General features: G+C 52.5%; 15 protein-coding genes and 1 rRNA gene. All 16 read left to right on the forward strand.

Annotation, left to right across the window (positions count from 1 at the left end):
- Positions 1 to 50: 50 nt before the first annotated feature.
- The 16 genes from rrf (at position 51) to H6507_03035 (ending at position 19991) form a co-directional block, all read left to right on the forward strand.
- Positions 51 to 167: ribosomal RNA gene (rrf, locus tag H6507_02960) — 5S ribosomal RNA — on the forward strand.
- Positions 168 to 245: 78 nt separating this feature from the next.
- Positions 246 to 1076: a 5'-nucleotidase, lipoprotein e(P4) family gene (locus tag H6507_02965; protein MCB9368059.1), complete on the forward strand. Its 831-nt coding sequence runs from the start codon at positions 246 to 248 to the stop codon at positions 1074 to 1076.
- A gap of 134 nt (positions 1077 to 1210) precedes the next feature.
- Positions 1211 to 2863, forward strand: a complete 1653-nt coding sequence (gene hutU, locus H6507_02970) for a urocanate hydratase (GenBank protein ID MCB9368060.1) — start codon at positions 1211 to 1213, stop codon at positions 2861 to 2863.
- A complete protein-coding gene (locus H6507_02975; protein ID MCB9368061.1) occupies positions 2863 to 3645 on the forward strand; it encodes an enoyl-CoA hydratase/isomerase family protein in 783 nt (260 codons plus the stop codon). Before hutU ends, H6507_02975 begins: the two co-directional genes overlap by 1 nt.
- Before the next feature lie 3 nt (positions 3646 to 3648).
- Positions 3649 to 4908: an imidazolonepropionase gene (locus H6507_02980; protein MCB9368062.1), complete on the forward strand. Its 1260-nt coding sequence runs from the start codon at positions 3649 to 3651 to the stop codon at positions 4906 to 4908.
- A gap of 15 nt (positions 4909 to 4923) precedes the next feature.
- Positions 4924 to 6315: a GGDEF domain-containing protein gene (locus H6507_02985; GenBank protein MCB9368063.1), complete on the forward strand. Its 1392-nt coding sequence runs from the start codon at positions 4924 to 4926 to the stop codon at positions 6313 to 6315.
- Positions 6312 to 7796 carry a glycogen synthase gene (locus H6507_02990; GenBank protein ID MCB9368064.1) on the forward strand — a complete coding sequence of 495 codons (1485 nt, stop codon included), beginning with the start codon at positions 6312 to 6314 and terminating at the stop codon, positions 7794 to 7796. Before H6507_02985 ends, H6507_02990 begins: the two co-directional genes overlap by 4 nt.
- A complete protein-coding gene (locus H6507_02995) occupies positions 7793 to 8653 on the forward strand; it encodes a hypothetical protein (GenBank protein ID MCB9368065.1) in 861 nt (286 codons plus the stop codon). The genes H6507_02990 and H6507_02995 overlap by 4 nt, the downstream gene beginning before the upstream one ends.
- A gap of 65 nt (positions 8654 to 8718) precedes the next feature.
- Positions 8719 to 12087 (forward strand): hypothetical protein, encoded by a 3369-nt coding sequence (locus H6507_03000; GenBank protein ID MCB9368066.1) that lies wholly within the window; start codon positions 8719 to 8721, stop codon positions 12085 to 12087.
- Positions 12087 to 13769 (forward strand): BamA/TamA family outer membrane protein, encoded by a 1683-nt coding sequence (locus H6507_03005; GenBank protein ID MCB9368067.1) that lies wholly within the window; start codon positions 12087 to 12089, stop codon positions 13767 to 13769. Before H6507_03000 ends, H6507_03005 begins: the two co-directional genes overlap by 1 nt.
- Before the next feature lie 57 nt (positions 13770 to 13826).
- Positions 13827 to 15386, forward strand: a complete 1560-nt coding sequence (locus H6507_03010) for an Rne/Rng family ribonuclease (protein ID MCB9368068.1) — start codon at positions 13827 to 13829, stop codon at positions 15384 to 15386.
- 53 nt (positions 15387 to 15439) lie between these two features.
- Complete coding sequence (gene rplU, locus H6507_03015) at positions 15440 to 15754, forward strand: 50S ribosomal protein L21 (protein MCB9368069.1); 315 nt, start codon at positions 15440 to 15442, stop codon at positions 15752 to 15754.
- A 17-nt stretch (positions 15755 to 15771) separates the two neighbouring features.
- Positions 15772 to 16035, forward strand: a complete 264-nt coding sequence (gene rpmA / locus H6507_03020; protein ID MCB9368070.1) for a 50S ribosomal protein L27 — start codon at positions 15772 to 15774, stop codon at positions 16033 to 16035.
- Positions 16036 to 16157: 122 nt separating this feature from the next.
- The gene (gene mdh, locus H6507_03025) at positions 16158 to 17081 is read left to right on the forward strand and encodes a malate dehydrogenase (GenBank protein MCB9368071.1); all 924 of its coding nucleotides are present in this window, start codon (positions 16158 to 16160) and stop codon (positions 17079 to 17081) included.
- Positions 17082 to 17103: 22 nt separating this feature from the next.
- Positions 17104 to 17790, forward strand: a complete 687-nt coding sequence (elbB, locus tag H6507_03030; protein ID MCB9368072.1) for an isoprenoid biosynthesis glyoxalase ElbB — start codon at positions 17104 to 17106, stop codon at positions 17788 to 17790.
- A gap of 209 nt (positions 17791 to 17999) precedes the next feature.
- The gene (locus H6507_03035) at positions 18000 to 19991 is read left to right on the forward strand and encodes a PAS domain S-box protein (GenBank protein ID MCB9368073.1); all 1992 of its coding nucleotides are present in this window, start codon (positions 18000 to 18002) and stop codon (positions 19989 to 19991) included.
- Positions 19992 to 20009 lie beyond the last annotated feature (18 nt).

Here is a 20009-nt window from a genome sequence, read left to right on the forward strand (position 1 = left end):
CGGCAGGTTTCATCGCCTGCCCCGCTTCCTTCCAATTGTTAAGAGTTTTTTCCGCTGGTCATAGAGAAAGGGCCACACCTCTTCCCATTCCGAACAGAGTCGTTAAGCCTTTCTTCGCCGATGGTACTTGCCGGGCAACTGGCTGGGAGAGTAGGGCGTCAGCGGGAATATTATTGAGGAGCCCTTGACTTTATCGGTCAAGGGCTTTTTCTTTTGCACATCGTCACTCTATTAGAAACTTGATCATGACACGTTACATCTTGATTGCAACGGCTCTTTTTGCGATATCATGTTCGCATTCAAAGCCCTACGTCTATCATCGCCAAACCAATGAACTTTTGCACAGCGTGCTTTGGGTGCAGCGTTCGGCAGAGTATTACGCGGCGTGCGAAACAGCCTACCAAAGTGCCGCAAATGAGCTTGAGCGAGCACTTTCGGATACAAACTGGACTGCCGCTACCGAACAGGTACCTCCATATGGGAAAAAGCCGCCGGCGATCATTGTGGACTGCGACGAAACGGTGTTGGATAACTCGGCTTATGAAGCTCGTTTAATCCTCGACAAAGCCTCATATCCAAATGGCTGGGATGATTGGTGTTGTGAGGAGAATGCTCTTGCGATCCCAGGAGCAGTTGAGTATCTCAAAGCAGCGGATCGCCGTGGTGTTGCAGTATTCTATGTCACGAACCGCGGCCAGAACCTCGACGAATGCACTTGGCGGAATCTACGAGCTCAAGGCTTTCCGCAAACCAATACGGCCGAACAAGTTTTGAGTAAAGGCGAACGTGAGGACTGGGGCTCAGACAAGACGACTCGCCGCGAATACATTGCTCGGACACATCGCATCGTCCAGATTGCCGGTGACAATCTAAATGATTTTATCGGATACAAGAAGACTTCTGAGGAGCGCGACGCACTTGCACGTGAACATCAGTCATGGTGGGGTTCACGTTGGATAATGATTCCGAATCCCATGTATGGGGATTGGGAACGAGCCTTGTTGAATTATGACAATGGTCTCGGTGATAGTCTCGTCTTGAAGAAAAAGTACGATGCGCTGCAGCCGGCGAGATAGCCTCGCAAAGTCAAGAAAGAAAGTACAGGCCGCTTCACAAGCGGCTTGTTTTTTGTAGATTTAGTGCCTATATTCTTTATTGGTCGGAAGCCTGATTTGAAAAAACTCTAAGTACTTAAGTATAACATTATCTTATGTTTGAAATTCCAAAAACTCCAACGGGAGCGAAGCTGACTTGCAAAGGTTGGTTGCAGGAAGCTGCTTACCGCATGCTTCTGAACAATCTCGATGCAGAGGTGGCCGAAGATCGCGAACATTTAATTGTATACGGAGGCACCGGGAAGGCTGCGCGCAATCGTGAAGCGTTAAGACTAATTCTGGAGTCGTTAAAGAAACTTGAATCCGACGAGACCCTGTTAGTTCAGTCGGGAAAACCGATTGGAGTGGTCAAGACTCATGCTGATGCTCCGCGTGTGCTAATCGCAAATTCGAACCTTGTGCCGCAATGGGCGAACTGGGACTACTTCCACGAACTTGAGGCCAAGGGCCTGATCATGTACGGCCAAATGACAGCGGGGTCGTGGATTTACATCGGAACACAGGGTATTCTGCAAGGAACCTATGAGACGTTTTCCGCCGCGGCGCAACAGAATTTCGGAGGGACGCTGGCTGGAACATGGACACTGACCGGCGGCCTGGGCGGCATGGGCGGAGCACAGCCACTCGCGGTCACGCTAAACGGCGGTGCGGTGCTGGTTGTTGAAGTAGATCGCGCAAGGCTGAAAAGAAGAGTCGAGATTGGCTATTGCGACAAAGCCTGCGAGTCGCTTGACGAAGCGCTCGAGCTGGTGAAAACCGCGGCCAAAGAGAAGCGCGCACTCTCCGTTGGTCTACTAGGTAACTGCGCGGATGTTTTTCCCGAACTTGTGAAGCGTGGCGAATTACCGCATATCGTGACCGATCAGACTTCCGCGCACGACGAATTGAACGGGTATGTTCCGCATGAAATGTCTTTCGAAGAAGCGCTTGCTCTTCGCAATAGAGATACCAAAGAGTACATCAAGCGTTCGATGCACTCTATGGCAGTGCATTGCAAGGCGATGAAAGAGATGCAAGACAAAGGCGTCATCGCATTCGACTACGGCAACAACTTGCGTGGCCAAGCTCTCAAGGCAGGCTACGCCGAGGCGTTCGCATATCCCGGTTTCGTTCCCGCTTATGTGCGGCCTCTCTTCTGTGAAGGAAAAGGACCGTTTCGCTGGGCGGCACTCTCGGGTGATCCGGAAGATATTTTTGCGATTGACCGCAAAGCGCTCCAACTCTTCCCAAACGACGCAGGTCTACAGCGCTGGATGCGAGACGCGACGCCCAAGATTCCGTTTCAAGGTTTGCCTTCCCGCATCTGTTGGTTGGGGCAAGGTGACCGCGCAAAACTTGGATTGGCAATGAACGACATGGTGGCGTCGGGAGAGGTTTCAGCACCAATCGTAATTGGTCGCGATCATCTCGACTGTGGATCAGTCGCGTCCCCTAACCGCGAAACGGAAGCTATGAAAGACGGCTCTGACGCGATTTCAGACTGGCCGCTCCTCAATGCGCTTGTCAATACGGCCAGCGGTGCGACGTGGGTGAGTTTTCACCACGGTGGAGGAGTCGGGATCGGTGCCTCGCAGCATGCGGGGCAAGTCATCGTTGCTGACGGCACACCCGAAGCCGCAAAGCGTTTACAACGTGTCTTGACAAATGACCCCGCCATGGGCGTCTTCCGTCATCACGATGCAGGTTACGAACTGGCAACAAAAACCGCAAATAACAAAAATGTCCGCATTCCCGGACTGAATTTTTAATCATGAGCTACGAAAATATTCTTTGGGAAGTCGACGGCAACGTAGGCATCCTCACGATCAATCGACCCAAGGCGTTGAACTCGCTGAACGGCGCTACTTTGAACGATATCGAAAACTGTCTTGACAAAAATCTGAACGAGTCAGTCAAGGCTCTCGTCGTAACAGGTGCCGGCGAAAAGAGCTTCGTCGCGGGAGCAGACATAGCAGAAATTCACGAACTGAACGCACAAACGGGTCTAACGTTCACCGAACGCGGCAATAGGTTATTTTCCAAAATCGAGTCGCTTTCAATTCCAGTGATCGCCGCAGTCGGCGGATTTGCGCTGGGTGGAGGTTGCGAGCTTGCAATGGCCTGCCACATTCGCATCGCGTCAGAAAAAGCGAAGTTCGGTCAACCGGAAATAAAACTGGGCATCATTCCCGGCTACGGCGGCACGCAGCGGCTTGCGCGCTTGGTGGGCTCTGGCCGCGCGTTGGACTTGCTTTTGACAGGCCGCATGATTGATGCAAACACGGCTTTGCAATGGGGACTCGCCAACGAAATCGTCGCGCCGGATCAGACGTTAGGTCGCGCAAAAGAACTCGCCGGGCAGCTCGCGCAGTGCGCGCCGCTTGCTCGCAGAGCGATTCTCGAAGCAGTTTATCAGGGCACAGGACGACCCTTGTCCGACGGACTCAAAGTCGAAGAGAAGTTGTTCGCCTTCTGCTGCGGAACAAGTGACAAGAACGAAGGCACGGCGGCATTTCTCGAAAAGCGCGAAGCGACGTTCACGGGAAAATAGCTGTTGGCTTCAATTCTTATTCACAACATTCGAAGGCTCATTACGCCGCTCGCCGCAAACAAGAATGACAGCGGACACCCGCTACATGAAATCGAACACGCGGCAGTTTGGATTGAAGGCGGCGTGATCAAAGAAATCGGGAATTCACGCGATCTCATGAAGCGAGTTCCCAATACCATAGAACGCCGTGACGCGCAAGAATCACTCATGCTTCCGGGGTTCGTCGACTGCCACACGCATCCCGTCTTTGTCGGAAATCGAGCGGGCGAATTTTTCATGCGAAACCGCGGGGCGAACTATCTCGACATTGCGGCGGCGGGCGGCGGCATTCATGCATCCGCAAAGAAGATTGAGGACGCGTCGATTGAACAAATCGTACGCGAATCATTGCCGCGGTTTGAATCATCATTGTCTTTCGGTGTAACCACGATTGAGTGCAAGAGCGGATACGGTCTGACTTGGAAAGGCGAAGAGAAGCTGCTGGTTGCGCTTCGGGAAATTGAGAAGATCGTGCCACAAAAAATGAGCAAGACTTTCTTGATTCACGTAGTACCCAAAGAGTGGAACGCCAAGCGCGAGGAGTTTTCCTCGCTCGTAACGGAAGAAATGATCCCCGAAGTCGCCGAACGAGCGCTGGCTTCGTGCGTAGACGTTTTTTGCGAGGATGGAGCATTCACCGTAAACGAATCGCGGCGATTCTTGACGGCGGCAAAAGCCGAAGGCATGACCGTCACCATACATGCGAATCAATTTGGTCACTCCGGCGGCGCACTGCTCGCGGCAGAACTTGGCGCTCGCAGCGCTGATCATCTTGAGTACTTGAATGACGAAGAGATCAGGTCACTCGTCGACGCGGGTGTGGCAGGCGTCGCTCTTCCCGCATGCGTCTTTTTTATGGGTTCGATCCCTTATCCACCGATGCGCAAGATGTTGGACAGCGGAATGCGGCTTGCCATTGCGACTGATTTGAATCCGGGAACCGCGATGACGGAGTCGATTCCGTTTTGCATGACTGCGGCGTCGATATACGGAAGGCTGTCGATAGCGGAACTAATCTGGGCCGTGACGTTTGATGCGGCGCGCGTACTCGGATACGAACAGCAGGTCGGATCCTTGGAAGCAGGCAAATCAGCCGACTTTTCCCTTTGGGACGTTCCCAACATTGAGTCGATCGCTTATCTGCTTGGTTCCTCAAAGCCAAGGCAAGTGTGGATTGGCGGAGAATCGGTTTTGGAGAACGACGATATTCTTGAGCGTTACTAACTCGACTGTTTGTCAATGAATTCACTAATAGCCAAACTTTCGACTGAACTACGATTCCGAGATTGGAGAGTCTTTCGGGTCTCCGGTGAGGAGTTGCGCGCGCTGGACTTTGCACTTACGCAAGCTGGAGGCGCGAAACAAATTGTTGCAGAAGGATATTCCGGATCGAGAGTTGAAATTTCCCGTGACGAGGACATGGTCGTCGTGGTGGAATCGGAGCCGATCGCGCCCGCCTTGTTTAGCGTGTCGGGCGAACGGTTTACGGTCGCTTTCGCCAGACTTTCGCAGCATCTCGAGTGGTTTCAGGATTTGGGCATGGCTGTAGATGCGAGGCAAGATAAAGTTTCTTCAGGAATCGTGAGCGCTTCGCTGGAAATGCTATGGAGACTTTGGGAGCAGCGCTGCCGCAGTCGCGCCTTGGAATGCGTGCAGAGCGAGTACCGGATGGATAGAGAAGGTGCGGATTTCTTTGACGCGATAGAATCTCGTTTGCGAGCTCTCTTCATGCCGGATTACTTGGAAATCGCTCCGCTAAATTCAGCGGCATACTGGCCGGATCGACCGGACGGTTGGTCATGGATTTATGCGAGCAGGCCGGAGTACCAATGGCCGGTACCGTTGGCGCCGGACTTTGAGAGCGCGCTGTTGAACCGTGGCACGGTTGAATTGGTTAGAGAGTTCGACGATCATATGTTGTCTTTGCCGCAAGCGACTAATACGTCGCAACTAAAGTGCGGAGTGTTTATTCCACTTTCATACCGCGGGCATGGAATCGGTTTGATAAAGCTGCTTTTTGCCCGGGACATCATAATGTCAACGTCAGAAGAAGCAGCGCTTCCAACCGTTCTGCACGGACTTTCACTGACATTTGACCGAACGGCACAGCATCTCCGCACGCAGAGAATGGCGATGGTTGACGGCTTGACAAACCTCTTCAACCACCGCTTTTTTTTGGCGCAGCTGCGAACCGAATTCCAGCGTTCGTTGCGCTACGGAGGCGTGATGACTTTGTTGATGATCGATGTAGATGGTTTTAAGAATTACAACGACACCTATGGCCATCAGGCGGGCAACAAAGTACTCTCTTGGGTTGCGAGTCAAATTCGCCGGACGGTCCGGGATATTGACGTCGTTGCACGCTATGGTGGGGAGGAATTTGCGTTGATCCTTCCGGAAATCCGTGCGGAACAAGGTTTGATAGTTGCCGAGAAGATTCGCAAGGTGATTTCGGCTACAGAAATTACGTCAGAATCAGGGGAGAAACATGCTCCAATCACAATTTCCTGCGGCGTGACTGACAGCACGGGCTGCAAGAGTCCGGAGGACATGATAGACCGTGCGGATCAAGCGCTGTATTGGGTAAAACGAAATGGCCGAAATCTTGTGAGAATGGCAACTCTCGAATGACCGGAGCACCTTTGCGGATACTACACATAGCTTCGGAAGTGGCGCCGTTCTCCAAGTCTGGCGGTCTTGCGGACGTCTGTTCTTCCTTGCCTTTGGCCTTAGGAGACTTGGGGCATGAGGTGGTCGTTTTCTCTCCGCGTTACGGAGCGCTTCGAGAATTCAATCCCCGCTCTGAGACAAGCGAAACTTCGATTACGCTTAACAACCAAACTTTTTCGATCAAGTTCCTCGAACAAAACAGTGATGTTTCCGGAGTTCGCTTCATGTTCGTGGAGTGCCCCGAGTTGTTTGAGCGTAATGGGTATTACTACGATCCACTTACGAACAGTGACTTCACTGACAATGATGCGCGTTTTGCGGTGTTCGTTTGCGCTGCCCTCACGTGGTGCAAAGAGAACGATTGGATTCCTCAGGTTGTTCATGGCCACGATTGGCAAGCCGGCGGTGCTCCGTTGTTTATGCGTTCGCCGAGATTCGAGCATGCGTTCGATTCAAGCCGGTTTGTTTTTACGATACATAACATGGCATTCCAAGGACGCTTTCATTCTGGATCGAGAGTTTGGTTTGACCATGCAGAAGACTTGGCAGATATCGGCGGCCCCGCGGAGTTTCACGGGATGTTCAATCTATTGAAACTCGCAATCGAATTGGCAGACGCAATAAACACGGTTAGCCCAACGTATGCGCACGAGCTTCGCACTGTCGAGAACATGAGTTTTGGACTTGGACCGTTGCTTCACAAAAGACACGGCCACTTTTTCGGTATTCTCAATGGTCTGGATACCACCGTTTGGAATCCCGAAACTGATGAACATCTTCCCGTGCAATTCAATTCGACGACCCTTGCGCTGCGAAACCGCAACAAAAGGGCGCTTTGCGAACGCCTTGAACTGGAGTACGACAAATCAATTCCGTTAGTCGGAATGGTAACCCGCATTTCAGAACAAAAGGGATTTGGGGCCTTGCTTCCCACGGTCGGAGAGCTGATAAGCGAGCCTGCGCAGCTTGTGGTTCTTGGCAGCGGAGATCCGCACTTTGAAGATCAACTCAAGCTGATGGAGAAAACATATCCGCAACGCGTGAGGTTGGTTACTGAGTACAACGAGCCTCTTGCGCACCTGATTTATGGAGGCTCGGATATTTTCTTGATGCCCTCTCTGTTTGAGCCTTGCGGCCTCAGTCAAATGATGGCGTTGCGCTATGGCGCACCACCCGTCGCCAGGGATACCGGAGGGCTCTCTGATACGATCAGTGACGTCTCGCATGATCCTAATAGCGGCACGGGATTTTTGTTCCGAGAGTATTCGTCGCAGGCTCTGTCCGCTGCAATCAACCGGGCATTCGGAATGTTTCATTCTACAATGCGTTGGCGACAGATGCAGAGGAGGGGAATGAAAGGGGATTTCTCGTGGCGGAGGTCAGCGCACGTTTACGAAGAAATGTACAAGCGAACATTGAATAATCCGCGAGTCGTTGCGTGATCCGTATTCTTGTATTGGCGCTTGCCGCACAGGCCTTGTTAGCTCAGCCGAATGTTGTACTTCGAGAACTTATAGGTGCAAAACAAACACCTCTTAGGCGTCCTTCCGCACTCGCGGTCGGCATAGGTGGTTTGATCTACATTTCCGATACCGGAAACAACCGCCTGATTGCCGTTGACACGGCAGGTACTGTTGTTCTCGAAAGCAGCCAAGGAGGTTCTGCGGGAGAACTGAGATGGCCCGTGGGTGTCGCCGAAGGCAATGGCGGTCGAGTGTACGTCGCCGATACAGGGAATAAACGAATCGTTGAGTTCACGCGATTGCTTGAATGGAAAGGCGAACTTGCCGTAAAGGACGAATCCGGATCTGCTGTCGAACCGCGCTTTCTGGCCGTGGACAATGTCGGCGACTTATTCGTATACGAGTTAGATGACGCTCAAATGGTTCGCTACGACAGCTTCTACAACGTTGTTTCGCGGCTCGGCGGTCAAACAGGCAACTACGTTTCAGCACCGACGTCCATGTGCTATTCGCCGGCGTACGGACTTTTGTGGACAAGCCAGCGGACCGGCGAGCTCTTTCATTGCGACGCTTTTCTGAATGATCCCCGGCGATTTTCCGCAATTGGAAACTTGAACGACCTATGGCAAGTAACGGCAAGAGACTCGACGGTATATTTGATTGCCGAGTCATCGCTCGTGAGATGGGATAACGGCCGTCTCGATTCGTTGACATTTGAACAACTTGAAATTGGCCCACTGAAAGCATCCGACATACGGTTGGATGTTTCGTCGACGGGACTGATTTACCTTCTTGATACTCGGCGCGGCTCACTTCATAGTCTGAATTGGCCCTAACTCGGGAGACCGGTCTGAAGGCGTTATCGGCGCTACTTCTTTTCGCACTGGTTTGCGCAACAAACGTGAAAATTGCGCTGGCGCAAACGCCGTTGCGCGAGAAAATACCGTTGCGAATGGGAACTGCGACGTTTACCAAGGCAGACGCAGATACGCTCTTTATATTGCCGCATACTTGGATCGAGGCCGATTCTGTGAGGATTCAGCGAAATGGGAGTTGGCTTGCTCCGTTTCAAGATTATCGAATAGTCGCGCCGGGACATAAGATCAGGTTGTTTACTCCTTTGGTTGGGACGGATACTCTGACCGTCACATATTGGTATTTCCCGGTCGCACTTTCACGGACGTATGCCAAACGGTCGCTTCAGGAGTTGACACGGTTTGTCGAACAAAAGGACACGTCTCAAGTCCTCGCCCGTTTGTCCGAAGAAACGTCGGAATCGTCGTGGACGTCACTTCGCAGAAGCGGTTCATTGGTTCGCAGCGTGCAGATTGGAACAAATCAGGACCTCGCGTTTGAATCGTCTCTTTCATTGCAGGTTGAAGGCAAGGTTGGCGACGACGTCGAAGTGGTTGCGGCTCTCAGTGATCAGGATTTACCCATCCAGCCCGAAGGAACTACCGAATCTATTCGTGAGCTTGACAAGGTTTACGTAACTGCAAGATCGTCGCACTTTGAAGCCACGATAGGCGACTACGAGTTTGAGTTGCCTGGTAGACGGTTTGACACTTATTCGCGCAAATTGTCGGGACTGCGGCTCGGAGCAAAATCAAGGCGGGGCTCAGCAGTCATGTCGGCGGCAATTAGCCGCGGCGAGTTTAATACGAATCGCTTTTTCGGTGAAGAAAGTGTGCAAGGACCGTATCCGCTTTCCGGACGGAACGGAGAGTCCGGAATCGTGGTTTTGGCCGGCACGGAAACCGTGTGGCTTGACGGTGTCGTACAACGGCGCGGCGAAGACAACGACTACGTGATCGACTATGCGTCGGGACAGATCACATTTTCATCGCGCAAGTTGATTACTTCGGATTCGAGAATAGTCGTAGAATTCGAATACACAAACGAGGACTACGAGCGCCAATATTGGGCGGGGCGCACGGTTGTTCAGTCCGAAAAGCTGCACACAAGCGGCTACGTTACTTATATCACCGAGCGGGATGACAAATCCCGGCCGCTTTCTCTTTCGCTGAGTGAGGAGGAAAAGTCGGCTATCTCTGAGGCGGGAGATTCTGCGACGTTTGCGGTAGGGAACTCCGCGGACTCGCTTGGCCCCGGGTTAGGTGACTATATACGGGTGGACTCGTTAATAGATGGCGAGACCGTTTCAATTTTTGTTTACGTGTCGCCAAGCACTTCCGGGCAACCGCAGGGCGAGTGGCAAGTGTTCTTTGATGATTTTGGTATTGGACAAGGAGATTACAGTGCTTCGGCGGACGTTTACGGTCGGACATTTTTCTACTATGTAGGCGAAAGTCAAGGACGCTATCGTGCCGCGCGAAGACTGCCTTTGCCGACGTCAAGCGACTTGCTGGCCTTTCGCCTCGATCGCAGTGTAACGGACGGCGTGCACGGACGAGTCGAAGTTGCATTCAGCAATCGCGACCGCAACACCTATTCTTTCGCCGATGACGCGGATAATCAAGGCTTGGCCGGCGCAGTCGAGGTCGGCGTTGACAAACCTGTGATCCGAATTGGCGGACTTGCTCTGCGTCAATTCACGGTCGGAGCGGAAGGGCGCGTGAGACAAAAAGAGTTTTCGGATATCGCGCGCAGCGATGACATCGAATTTGACCGCGAGTGGGCGGCATCGACTGTGCGACAAGCCAACGAATTGGCCGCCGAATCCAATCTGGGACTCTCTCCGATCCGCTTCGTGTCAGTGCGGGGAAGCGCAGGACTTCTTTCGCGAGAAGCCGCATTGCAGAGCCGTCGAATCAGTGTCGGAACCTCGATCCAGCCGTCGCAGAGAACTTTTCTTCGAGGACAACATGTCGGCATTTTGAGTGAAGACAGTCTTCTGGATTCCAAGACGGATTGGATTCAGCAGAATCTAAGTGGTCAAACGGGATGGAAGGTATTGTCGCCGCGGTTCGCTTTAAACCGAGAGCGACAGTTGCGGGACTCGAGAATTTCGACGAACGGGTTTCGGTTTGAAGACTGGTCATTCGGTAACTTGCTTCAACTTTCGAGGGATGTGCAAGTTGATGCCCAGGCGGGATTGCGCAACGATGACTCCCTGTCGGGTTCTGGGAATTTTGAACGCTCGTCCGAGGCGACGTCTTATGGAAGCGAAGTTCGCTGGACTCCTTTGAATGTCGGTCGCGGCACGTTACGTTGGCAACATCGCAACAAATCATTTTCATCGGCGGATTCGGCGTCAATCAACTCCGAAGCAGGAAGGCTTGAACTACTCATTTCGCCTCCCGCGAGAACATTCGAGCTAAATGTTGTTTACGATGCTTTGAAGTCTCGTACTGAACAGCAGCTTCAAGTTTTCGTGCCAACTCAGTCGGGAACCGGTTCTTACCGGTTAGAAGACGGCGTCTACATTCCAGACGACCAGGGTGACTATGAATTGGTGTCACGCAACACGGGGGAATTTGAGCCGTCGTCTGAGATAAACGCATCCGCTCAAATGTGGTTGAGGCCGGATGAAACGCGCAGCTCAAGCCATACCCTGTGGCAGCGTTTTGCATTCGAAACAGAAGGCACGCTCGACGAAAGAACACGCTTGCCTTTTACTCTTGGACTATTGTTTTTGGATCGTGGGAAACTGCGGACCAACGAGACGATTGACGGGCGTTTTAGTTTGCGTCAGGATGTTCATTTTAACCGATTGTCCCGCGACTTCTCGCTGCGTGTCCGCGGAATAAACTCCGCGACTCAAATTGCCCGTTTCGCAAATGGTGGGCAGCAGAGCATCAGGAGATTTGGTTCAGTTCGTGCGCGTGTCCGCTACAGCGAGGCTCTTCGCGGCGAGACGGAGGTTTCCAACGAGCTTCAGCGCACGCAGTATGACGGCGTTTCGATTGCCAGCACGGACGTCACGCGAGTCTCGGGCGAGCACGACGTTCTTTGGAAGATCAGCGAACGGTGGGAGAGCGGTTTACAGATTGTCGGTACAGAGGCAAAGGACGAGCGCAGCGAGACACAGGCATCCGTCCGCGAACTTGCGCCGCGTGCAAGCTACACTCGATTCAAAAAGGGCAGAGTTGATTCCGAGTTTAGATGGATTCACGTTACTTCGAATCGATTCAGGCTCGCGCAAGACTTGGCGAGCGGCTCCAACAGAGGCGAGAACTTCCGTTGGTCATTTCGTTTGTCACTAGCGTTGTCTGAGAACTTTAACGCGTCCGTCAATTACACCGGCCGCAAAGACGCAAGTGAAGAGACTGTTCACATCGGCAGAGTGGAAGTACGAGCGATCTTTTGATGAGAAAGCTGATCAAAACAGCGTGCTTTCTGGCCGCGATTGTAAGTTGCCGATCGGCGACTGCGGTTGACATTCATGCCGAGGGTGAATTCAGTACTGCCCGGCTGGAAAAGCTGATTGAAATGGCGGGCGTCTCTGATATCGACAGCGCTGCGGATTTCGTTACAGATACCTTGTGTGCCTTGGGTTACTTTGGTGTGGGAATTGACCGCGTTGGTGATTCTCTAAATGTAAAAAGCGGTCCGCACTTCAATATGAGTTTTGGCAGGCTGTTTGGAGACTCAACGCTGTTGCCGATCGGCTTTGTGGACCATCTGCCTCTGAGAAGCGGTGCACCTTTTGAAAGCTGGCGAATCGAGGCCTCGGCCGACGAGATCTTGTCATGGTGTGAAAATCATGGATATCCGTTCGCGCAAGTCAAGGTTGACTCGATATCATTAGATTACGATGCCGCCACGGCGGAAATTCACCTCGATTTTCTTGCCGGACCGAGGATTGATATCGAGTTTCTGGAGTTTCAGGGAATTTCGATATCACATCCAAAGCTGCTGGAGCGTGAAAGCAGGCTCAAAATCGGATCGCCGTACAACGAAAGCAAGGCGCGGCAGGCGCAGCGGCGACTTCAGCATTTGGAGTACCTGCGAACGGTAAGTGATCCGCAAATCGTCGTCAACGATGCGGGTCAAAGCGGAGTGCTTTACCGGGTGTCGGAGTGCAAACTGTCGCGGCTCGATGCCGTTGCAGGGCTTACGCCGAAGACGGAAGGTGAGTCCCAAACTGTGACCGGATTGATCGATCTGCAGTTCCTGAATCTTTTTGGCAGCGGAAGACGTGGCAAGGTATATTGGCAAAGGCCGAACAGGGGGGTGCAAGAGCTCTCTCTGGCCTGGCGCGAGGCGTGGGTTCTTGGAACTCCATTTTATGTCGACGCGTCATTTGAGCAGAGAGTCGAAGACACTCTTTATGTGACACGTGGATTCGGCGGTCGAGCGGGTTATCCTGTTTCGTCCAGCACAGAAGTGTACGGCGGAATCACACGGGAAGAGTTGCTCGCGGACTCAGCAACTGCTGTTCAATTTGGGTTTGTGACGAACCAGACCTTGCTTCTCGAGATAGGTGTGGCCGTAGACACCCGCGACCATACGACCAATCCGCGTGGTGGAATCCGGTTTGAGACCAGCGGCGCAAATGGCACTCGTACGACGGACTCACCACCGGAAGGATCGACGGATACGAAATTCAACCAAAGAAGAGCTTCGGTTGATTTTGAAGTCAACCACGAATTCAGGTCGTTTTGGATCGTGCACGTGTCCGGTCATGCGCGCGTGCTGAATACGGATGAGCCGAAGGTTCAGGCTGCTGACAAGTACCGGCTTGGCGGAGCGCGCACGTTGCGTGGCTACCGCGAAGAACAGTTTCAAGGTGAGCAGATTGCATGGACGACTATCGAGGCGCGGTACTGGCTCGGCCCTGCTTCACGGCTTGCAATTTTCACGGATTGGGGAACGGTATACAACTCGTCTCCGGGGAGTGCAAGTACGTCCACATTGATCGAAGGTGCGTACGGAGTGGGGATGCGGCTTGAAACAGGCATCGGAATCTGGGGAGTTGATTACGGAATTGCGACCGGCAGTTCGCCGTTGAATGGGCAACTGCACGTGTCTTTACTGAGTTTATTTTAGGCCGGTACATCCGGCAACCATCAACTTTGGAGCGTACGAAAGACGTGCGCGAGTTCATTGAAAAGAGAATTAGTTATCAATTCAACGACGACTGAGACGCGTATTGCGCTGGTCGAAGACGGATCGTTGGTCAACCTCTTCGTGGAGTTCCCGGACGCGGAACGAAACGTCGGGGACATCTACAAGGCTACCGTGCGAAAAGTCCTGCCGGGGATGCAGGCGGCCTTCTTGGACATTGGTTGGGAAATAGACGGGTTTATTCACTTTTCGGATCTGTTCCAGAGTGCCGTGGACATGGCTGAAGGAACGGAAATCGAAGAAGTGACGCAGCCCGAAAAGCGCGAGGGCCGTAAACGTTCATGGAAGCCGCGCGCGGAGCTGAAAGGCGGCCAAGAGATTCTTGTGCAGGTGATCAAAGAGCCACTCGGCACGAAGGGCCCTCGATTAACTTCGCAGATTTCTTTGCCCGGACGGTTCCTTGTACTGGTTCCGGGTGACAATCTGGTCGGCGTCTCAAAACGGATTCCCGATGTCAAAGAGCGTAAGCGTTTGAAGACAATCCTAAAGCAAATCAAGCCGGATGGCTTTGGCTTGATTTGCCGCACGATTGGCGAAGGAAAGTCGGAGGCGGAGGTTCGGCACGACTTGAACATGCTCGTGCGTTTGTGGCGGATGATTGAGACGAAGATTGAAACCGCACCTTCGCCGAGCCGTCTGCACAAGGAAGCTCCGCTCACGTCAAGCGTCATTCGTGATCTTTTCGGTCCGGATATCGAGCGTGTGATCATTGACGACAAGCGCCTCTATCGAGAGATCAAGACCTATGTGCGGGCCGTGGCGAAGCCACTGTTGGATCGCGTAAGCTATCACGAAAGCCCGGGACCAATTTTCGATCTTTATAACATCGAACAGGAGATCGAGAAAGGTCTTTCACGCAAAGTTTGGTTTGGCGGCGGAAGCTACTTGATTATCGAGCAGACTGAAGCCGTGGTAACGATCGACGTGAACTCCGGCAGGTTCGTCGGGAAAGAGGAGCAGGACGAAAACAACTTGCGCGTAAACCTGAAAGCCTGTCGCGAAATCGCGCGCCAGATTCGATTGCGCGATTTGGGTGGCATCCTCATCATCGACTTCATCGACATGTACCACGAGTCCAACCGCAAGAAGGTCTTTGATGCGATGCACCAAGCCATGTCCGGTGATCGCGCGAAATGGGACATTGCACCGATTAGTCAGTTTGGGATTATGGAGATGACTCGCCAGCGTACGAAATCGTCCCTCGTACATGCCTTTAACGAACCTTGTCCCATGTGCGGAGGCTCCGGTCTGGTAGAGTCAAAGGAAACGGTCGTAACCCGCCTTCAATCGTGGGTGCGGCGCTTCCGTGCCTCGACAGGGGAGATGGGGCTCACGATCAAAGCACATCCGGTGATTGTTGATTATATCACTCAAGGCATGAGATCGCACCTCCGGAGGATCATGTGGGACGCTTTGCTGTACATCAAATTAGAGCCGGATCCTACCTTAAAGATAGATGAATTCAAGGGTTACAGTTGGCGACAGAAGCGCGAGGTAACCAGCGAATTTCAAAGTCGGACAGAGAAAGCGGCCACTTGACAGTAATGCCTGAGATTCCTATATTTGAGGTCTGAAAATTTTCGCGAGTCAAGATGTACGCAATCTGTAATCTCAAAGGTCATCAAGTCAAAGTCCGCCCTGACGAAACCGTCAAGGTTCAATACCGCGCGGACGTAAACCCCGGCGATACGGTGGTTTTGGATGACATCCTCCTGCTGCACGACGGCAAGGAAATCAAAGTCGGCAAGCCCAGTGTCGCGGCCAAAGTGCACGCGAAGGTAGTGGAGCATGGCCGCGATCCCAAGGTAATCGTGTTTCGCAAGAAGCGCCGCACCGAGTACCGTAAGCACAAGGGCCACAAACAGTGGTTCACGCTTCTGCATATTGAGAAGATCGAAGTTAACTAAGAAACGGATTATCCGTCATGGCACATAAAAAAGGTCAAGGTTCAACCCGAAACGGTCGCGACAGCCAGCCCAAAATGCTTGGTGTCAAGCGCTTCGCTGGCCAGTATGTACGCGCGGGCGAAATTCTGGTGCGCCAACGCGGAACCCGTATCCATCCCGGCGAGTTAGTTGGAATGGGCCGCGATCATACGCTTTTTGCCAAGAGCGATGGCACGGTGAAATTCGCCGACGGTGGTCGTTCTAACCGCAAGTTCGTGCACATCGTTCCACCGACCGCGTGAGTGCCAGCCGCACGGCGCGACGTTAGAGTCCCATCTTGAATTTTGGAGTGCGGTTTCATCGAAGCCGCACTCTGTTTTTTGGTAGCCTACCCTTTCACACAACCAACTTAAAACCTCCACTCATGAAAGTCACCGTCATTGGCGCGGGTAATGTCGGAGCCTCGTGCGCGTACATTCTTTCCGACAAGAATATCTGCAAGGAAATAGTATTGCTTGATATCGCGGAGGGCATTCCGCAGGGTAAGGCTCTCGATATGTTTGAGGCAACCCCGATCGGAAGCTCAAGCTCCCGCATACTGGGTACGAACGACTACAAAGATACTGCAAATTCCGATATCATCGTGATGACGGCCGGCAAGCCCCGCACGCCCGGAATGTCGCGCGACGACTTGCTTGCCGCTAACATCGAGATCATGCGTTCCGCTATCGGCGAAGCAGCGAAAGCCTCGCCCAACGCGATCGTAATCATCGTTTCGAATCCGCTTGACGCGATGAGCTATGCGGCTCTTAAGCTCACGGGCTTCCCGCACCATCGCGTTTTCGGTATGGCCGGTATTTTGGACACGGCTCGTTACCGCACGTTCATCGCAATGGAACTCGGCGTGTCCGTCAAGGACATTGCTGCGGTTGTACTGGGTGGACATGGTGACACGATGGTCCCGGTACCGCGATTGACTACGGTCGGCGGCGTGCCCCTGACCGAGTTGGTGTCCAAGGAACGTCTGGAATCAATAGTTCAGCGCACGCGCGACGGTGGCGCCGAAATCGTCAAGTATTTGAAGACCGGTTCCGCCTATTATGCTCCGGCCGCCGCCGCGGTTGAAATGGTCGAATCCATCATTATCGACCAAAAACGTGTTCTTCCATGCGCAGCTTGGTTGACAGGCGAATACGGCTGCAAGGACATTTACATGGGCGTTCCGGTTATCGTTGGCCGCAAGGGCGTCGAGAAAATTCTTGAAATCAAGTTGACGGACGAAGAACGCAAGATGTTCGATCACTCCGCGGACGCGGTTCGCAACGTGATCGCTGCGACGAAGCTGTAGGATTTTTTGATAGGAGACTGCAATGGCAAAGGTTGGCGTCGTTCTGGCCGGATGTGGATATCTCGACGGAGCGGAAATTTATGAATCAACTCTGACTTTGTTGGCTCTTGATCGTCTCGGCATATCGTATCAATGCTTAGCGCCGGACGTTCCCCAAATGCATGTGATCAACCACAAAAGCGGAGAAGTGTCCGGAGAGATGCGAAATGTACTAACGGAGTCGGCGCGCATCGCCCGTGGGAAAATCGAACCCCTGGAAATCGCATGGTTGGACAAACTGGACGCCGTGATATTTCCCGGTGGATTTGGTGCGGCCAAAAACTATTGCGATTTTGCGGTCAAAGGTGAAGACTGTTCTATTAGCCCATTGATCGAGTCATTCATGCGCGAGGCCGTTGCCAGAAAGAAACCTCTCGGAGTGATCTGCATTTCACCTGTCGTTTTGGCGCGTGCCCTGAAAGGCACGAAATTCCACCCGCAAATCACGGTTGGTCAGGAGTCTGGCCCTGCAAATTCGATTGATGCATTTGGCAGCAAACATGTGGTTTGTCCCGTAACCGATTGTGTAGTCGACAAAGATTTGAAAATCGCTTCAACGCCTGCGTTCATGTATCCGGCTCGCATCAGCGAAGTGGAACAAGGAATCAGCAAACTGGTGGCTCAAATTGCCGCCTTTGTGGAGGCAGGGCAAACAATTGCCGTGGCATAGTTGCAGCGTGCGGCGGGTCAACATTTGTGTAGAATAGTCACGACCCGCAAGAGGATTCGCAAGATTTGAGAATCCAAATCTCTACAGAGACCCATCCAAGTTGGATGGGTCTCTTGTTTTGTTCTCTCGACGTCTTTCTTACTCTTTGCACTGGGGCTTGACATTTGCTATATTGTGCTCCAGTTCGACAGTAACATTCTTCAATACTCTTGCCTGATCTAAGCCTAATCATACTCGGTGCAAAATCGCCGGAAAGATCGCGACTCGAAGAACTTTTGAGTCAGCAGAACTGGCGTTGCCTGATTGCAGAAAGCCCTTCTGAAGTGCTGAGTTTTGCAGGTTGGCAGGAATGTCAAGTTGTTTTGATTGATCAACCAAACAATTTATCGCAAGAAGTTGTCGAGTTGATTTCAAAGTCACCGTTCGTACAAGTTGTTCTATATTCAGCAAAGTCGGCTGAGGCAAGTTTCGATTCAGCAATCGGCCAAAAAGTATTCGCGCTGCTGAATGTGGCCGACTCTTCAGATGCTCAGATTGTGTTGTCTGTTGCCAAGGCTGCCGAGTTTGCCAAAGTGTTGGCGGAGCGAACGGCACCCGGACTTGGTCATGCCTATCGCAGGTTGTTCGAGGCAAGCACGCTGCTTCAGTATGCCGAATCACTGCCGCGATTGTTAGAACAAACTTGCCGAGAGATCGCCATAGCTGCTGGATTCGGACGCGCAATCCTCGTAATTGGAGATTCAAAATTCCGCATTCAGGCCGCGCAAGCGTACTTTGCGAATGAACAGTATGCAGTTACGTTGGATGAGCTCGCAGGACGTCCGCTGATGCCGGTGTTTCCGAACACACCGCTTGAGCAGTTTGGGAAGGGTTTTGCGCAAGAGTTCGAAGTGTCTGAGAAATCGCTGTCGCGTCATCTGGTGTTGCCGCTCGAAAAAACGGACAGCACTATCGTCGGCTTCTTGACCTTAGACAAAGCGCTTTCCGATCAGCCGGACGCGGCGGAATTGACTCAACCAGTCGCTCTTCTTCTGAAACTTGTTGCCCATTTTATTGAAACGCAGACGATACGTGCAGAACTTAAGAAAAGACAAGGCGGCGAAGAAGTCTTTGCAGCACCGCGAGGTCAAGAACTTCGCCAAGCGCAAGATCGATTCAGCAGGCTTGTGTCTTTAACGGATGACATTGTTTACGTCACGGATCCCGAGGGGCGGGTTGTCTACCTGAATGAGTCATTTACCGAGCGGCTTGGGTACACTCGGGAGAATTACATTGGGCGCAAGCTGAGTGACGTGTTGCTTGATCTTGCAACCGACAGCGAAGCAAACCAGCAACTTGTCGCTTCACTTGGTGATCAGAGTGTTTCGCATCGAGATGGTGAATTGGAGCTTTTCACGAAGACGGGCTATAAGACCGCGTATTCGCTTAGACATCAATGGATAAGCCAAGCAGGCGACCTGGTTGCGGGGCAAGGCATATTGAGAGACATGACCGAACAGCAAGAGCTGCGCGTGCAGCTTATCCGTTCTGAAAGACTTGGCATTGCGGGAAAACTCGCGAGCGGAGTCGCGCATGAAATTAATAATCCATTGCAAGCGATTTCCTCGCACCTGGGCGGACTCCGGGATAAAGTCGAGAAAGACAAGAGCGCGTTGGAAAGTATCGACGTTGTTTCCGATTCTGTGGAGCGAATTCGCCTGATTGTTCGGAGCTTGCTTGATCTTCAGCGTACCGAGCAGACTTCGCGTCGAAACGAGGATATTAACGTGATCGTCGAGAAGTCGCTCGCGTTGCTTGCACCGCAACTCCGGCAGGCACACGTAGAAGTAAAGAAGGCACTATCCGGTAGTCTTCCCAGCGTGAAGATTAACTCGGCAGAGATGGAGCAGGTGTTGCTGAACTTGATCATCAATGCGATATCCGCAATGGAAGGCGGCGGGGTGCTCACAATGTTTACTGGATTGGAAAATGAGCGCATGATCGTACGGGTTTCCGACACCGGCAAGGGGATTGCACCGGAAGTGTTGTCAAAACTCTTCCAACCGTTTTTCACGCATCGTGAGCAGGGAGGAGGGCTTGGGCTGGGTTTGTATTTGTCCCGTAACATTATGCGGAGCCATGGCGGAGACCTGATTGCCGAATCGCCTCCGGGGACTGGAGCAGTTTTTACCGCGATCTTACCTGTCAAAGAAATAAAATAGCGACGCCAAAATTGGCGT

The sequence above is a fragment of the Calditrichota bacterium genome (assembly GCA_020637445.1).
Taxonomy (GTDB): Bacteria; Electryoneota; RPQS01; order RPQS01; family RPQS01; genus JABWCQ01.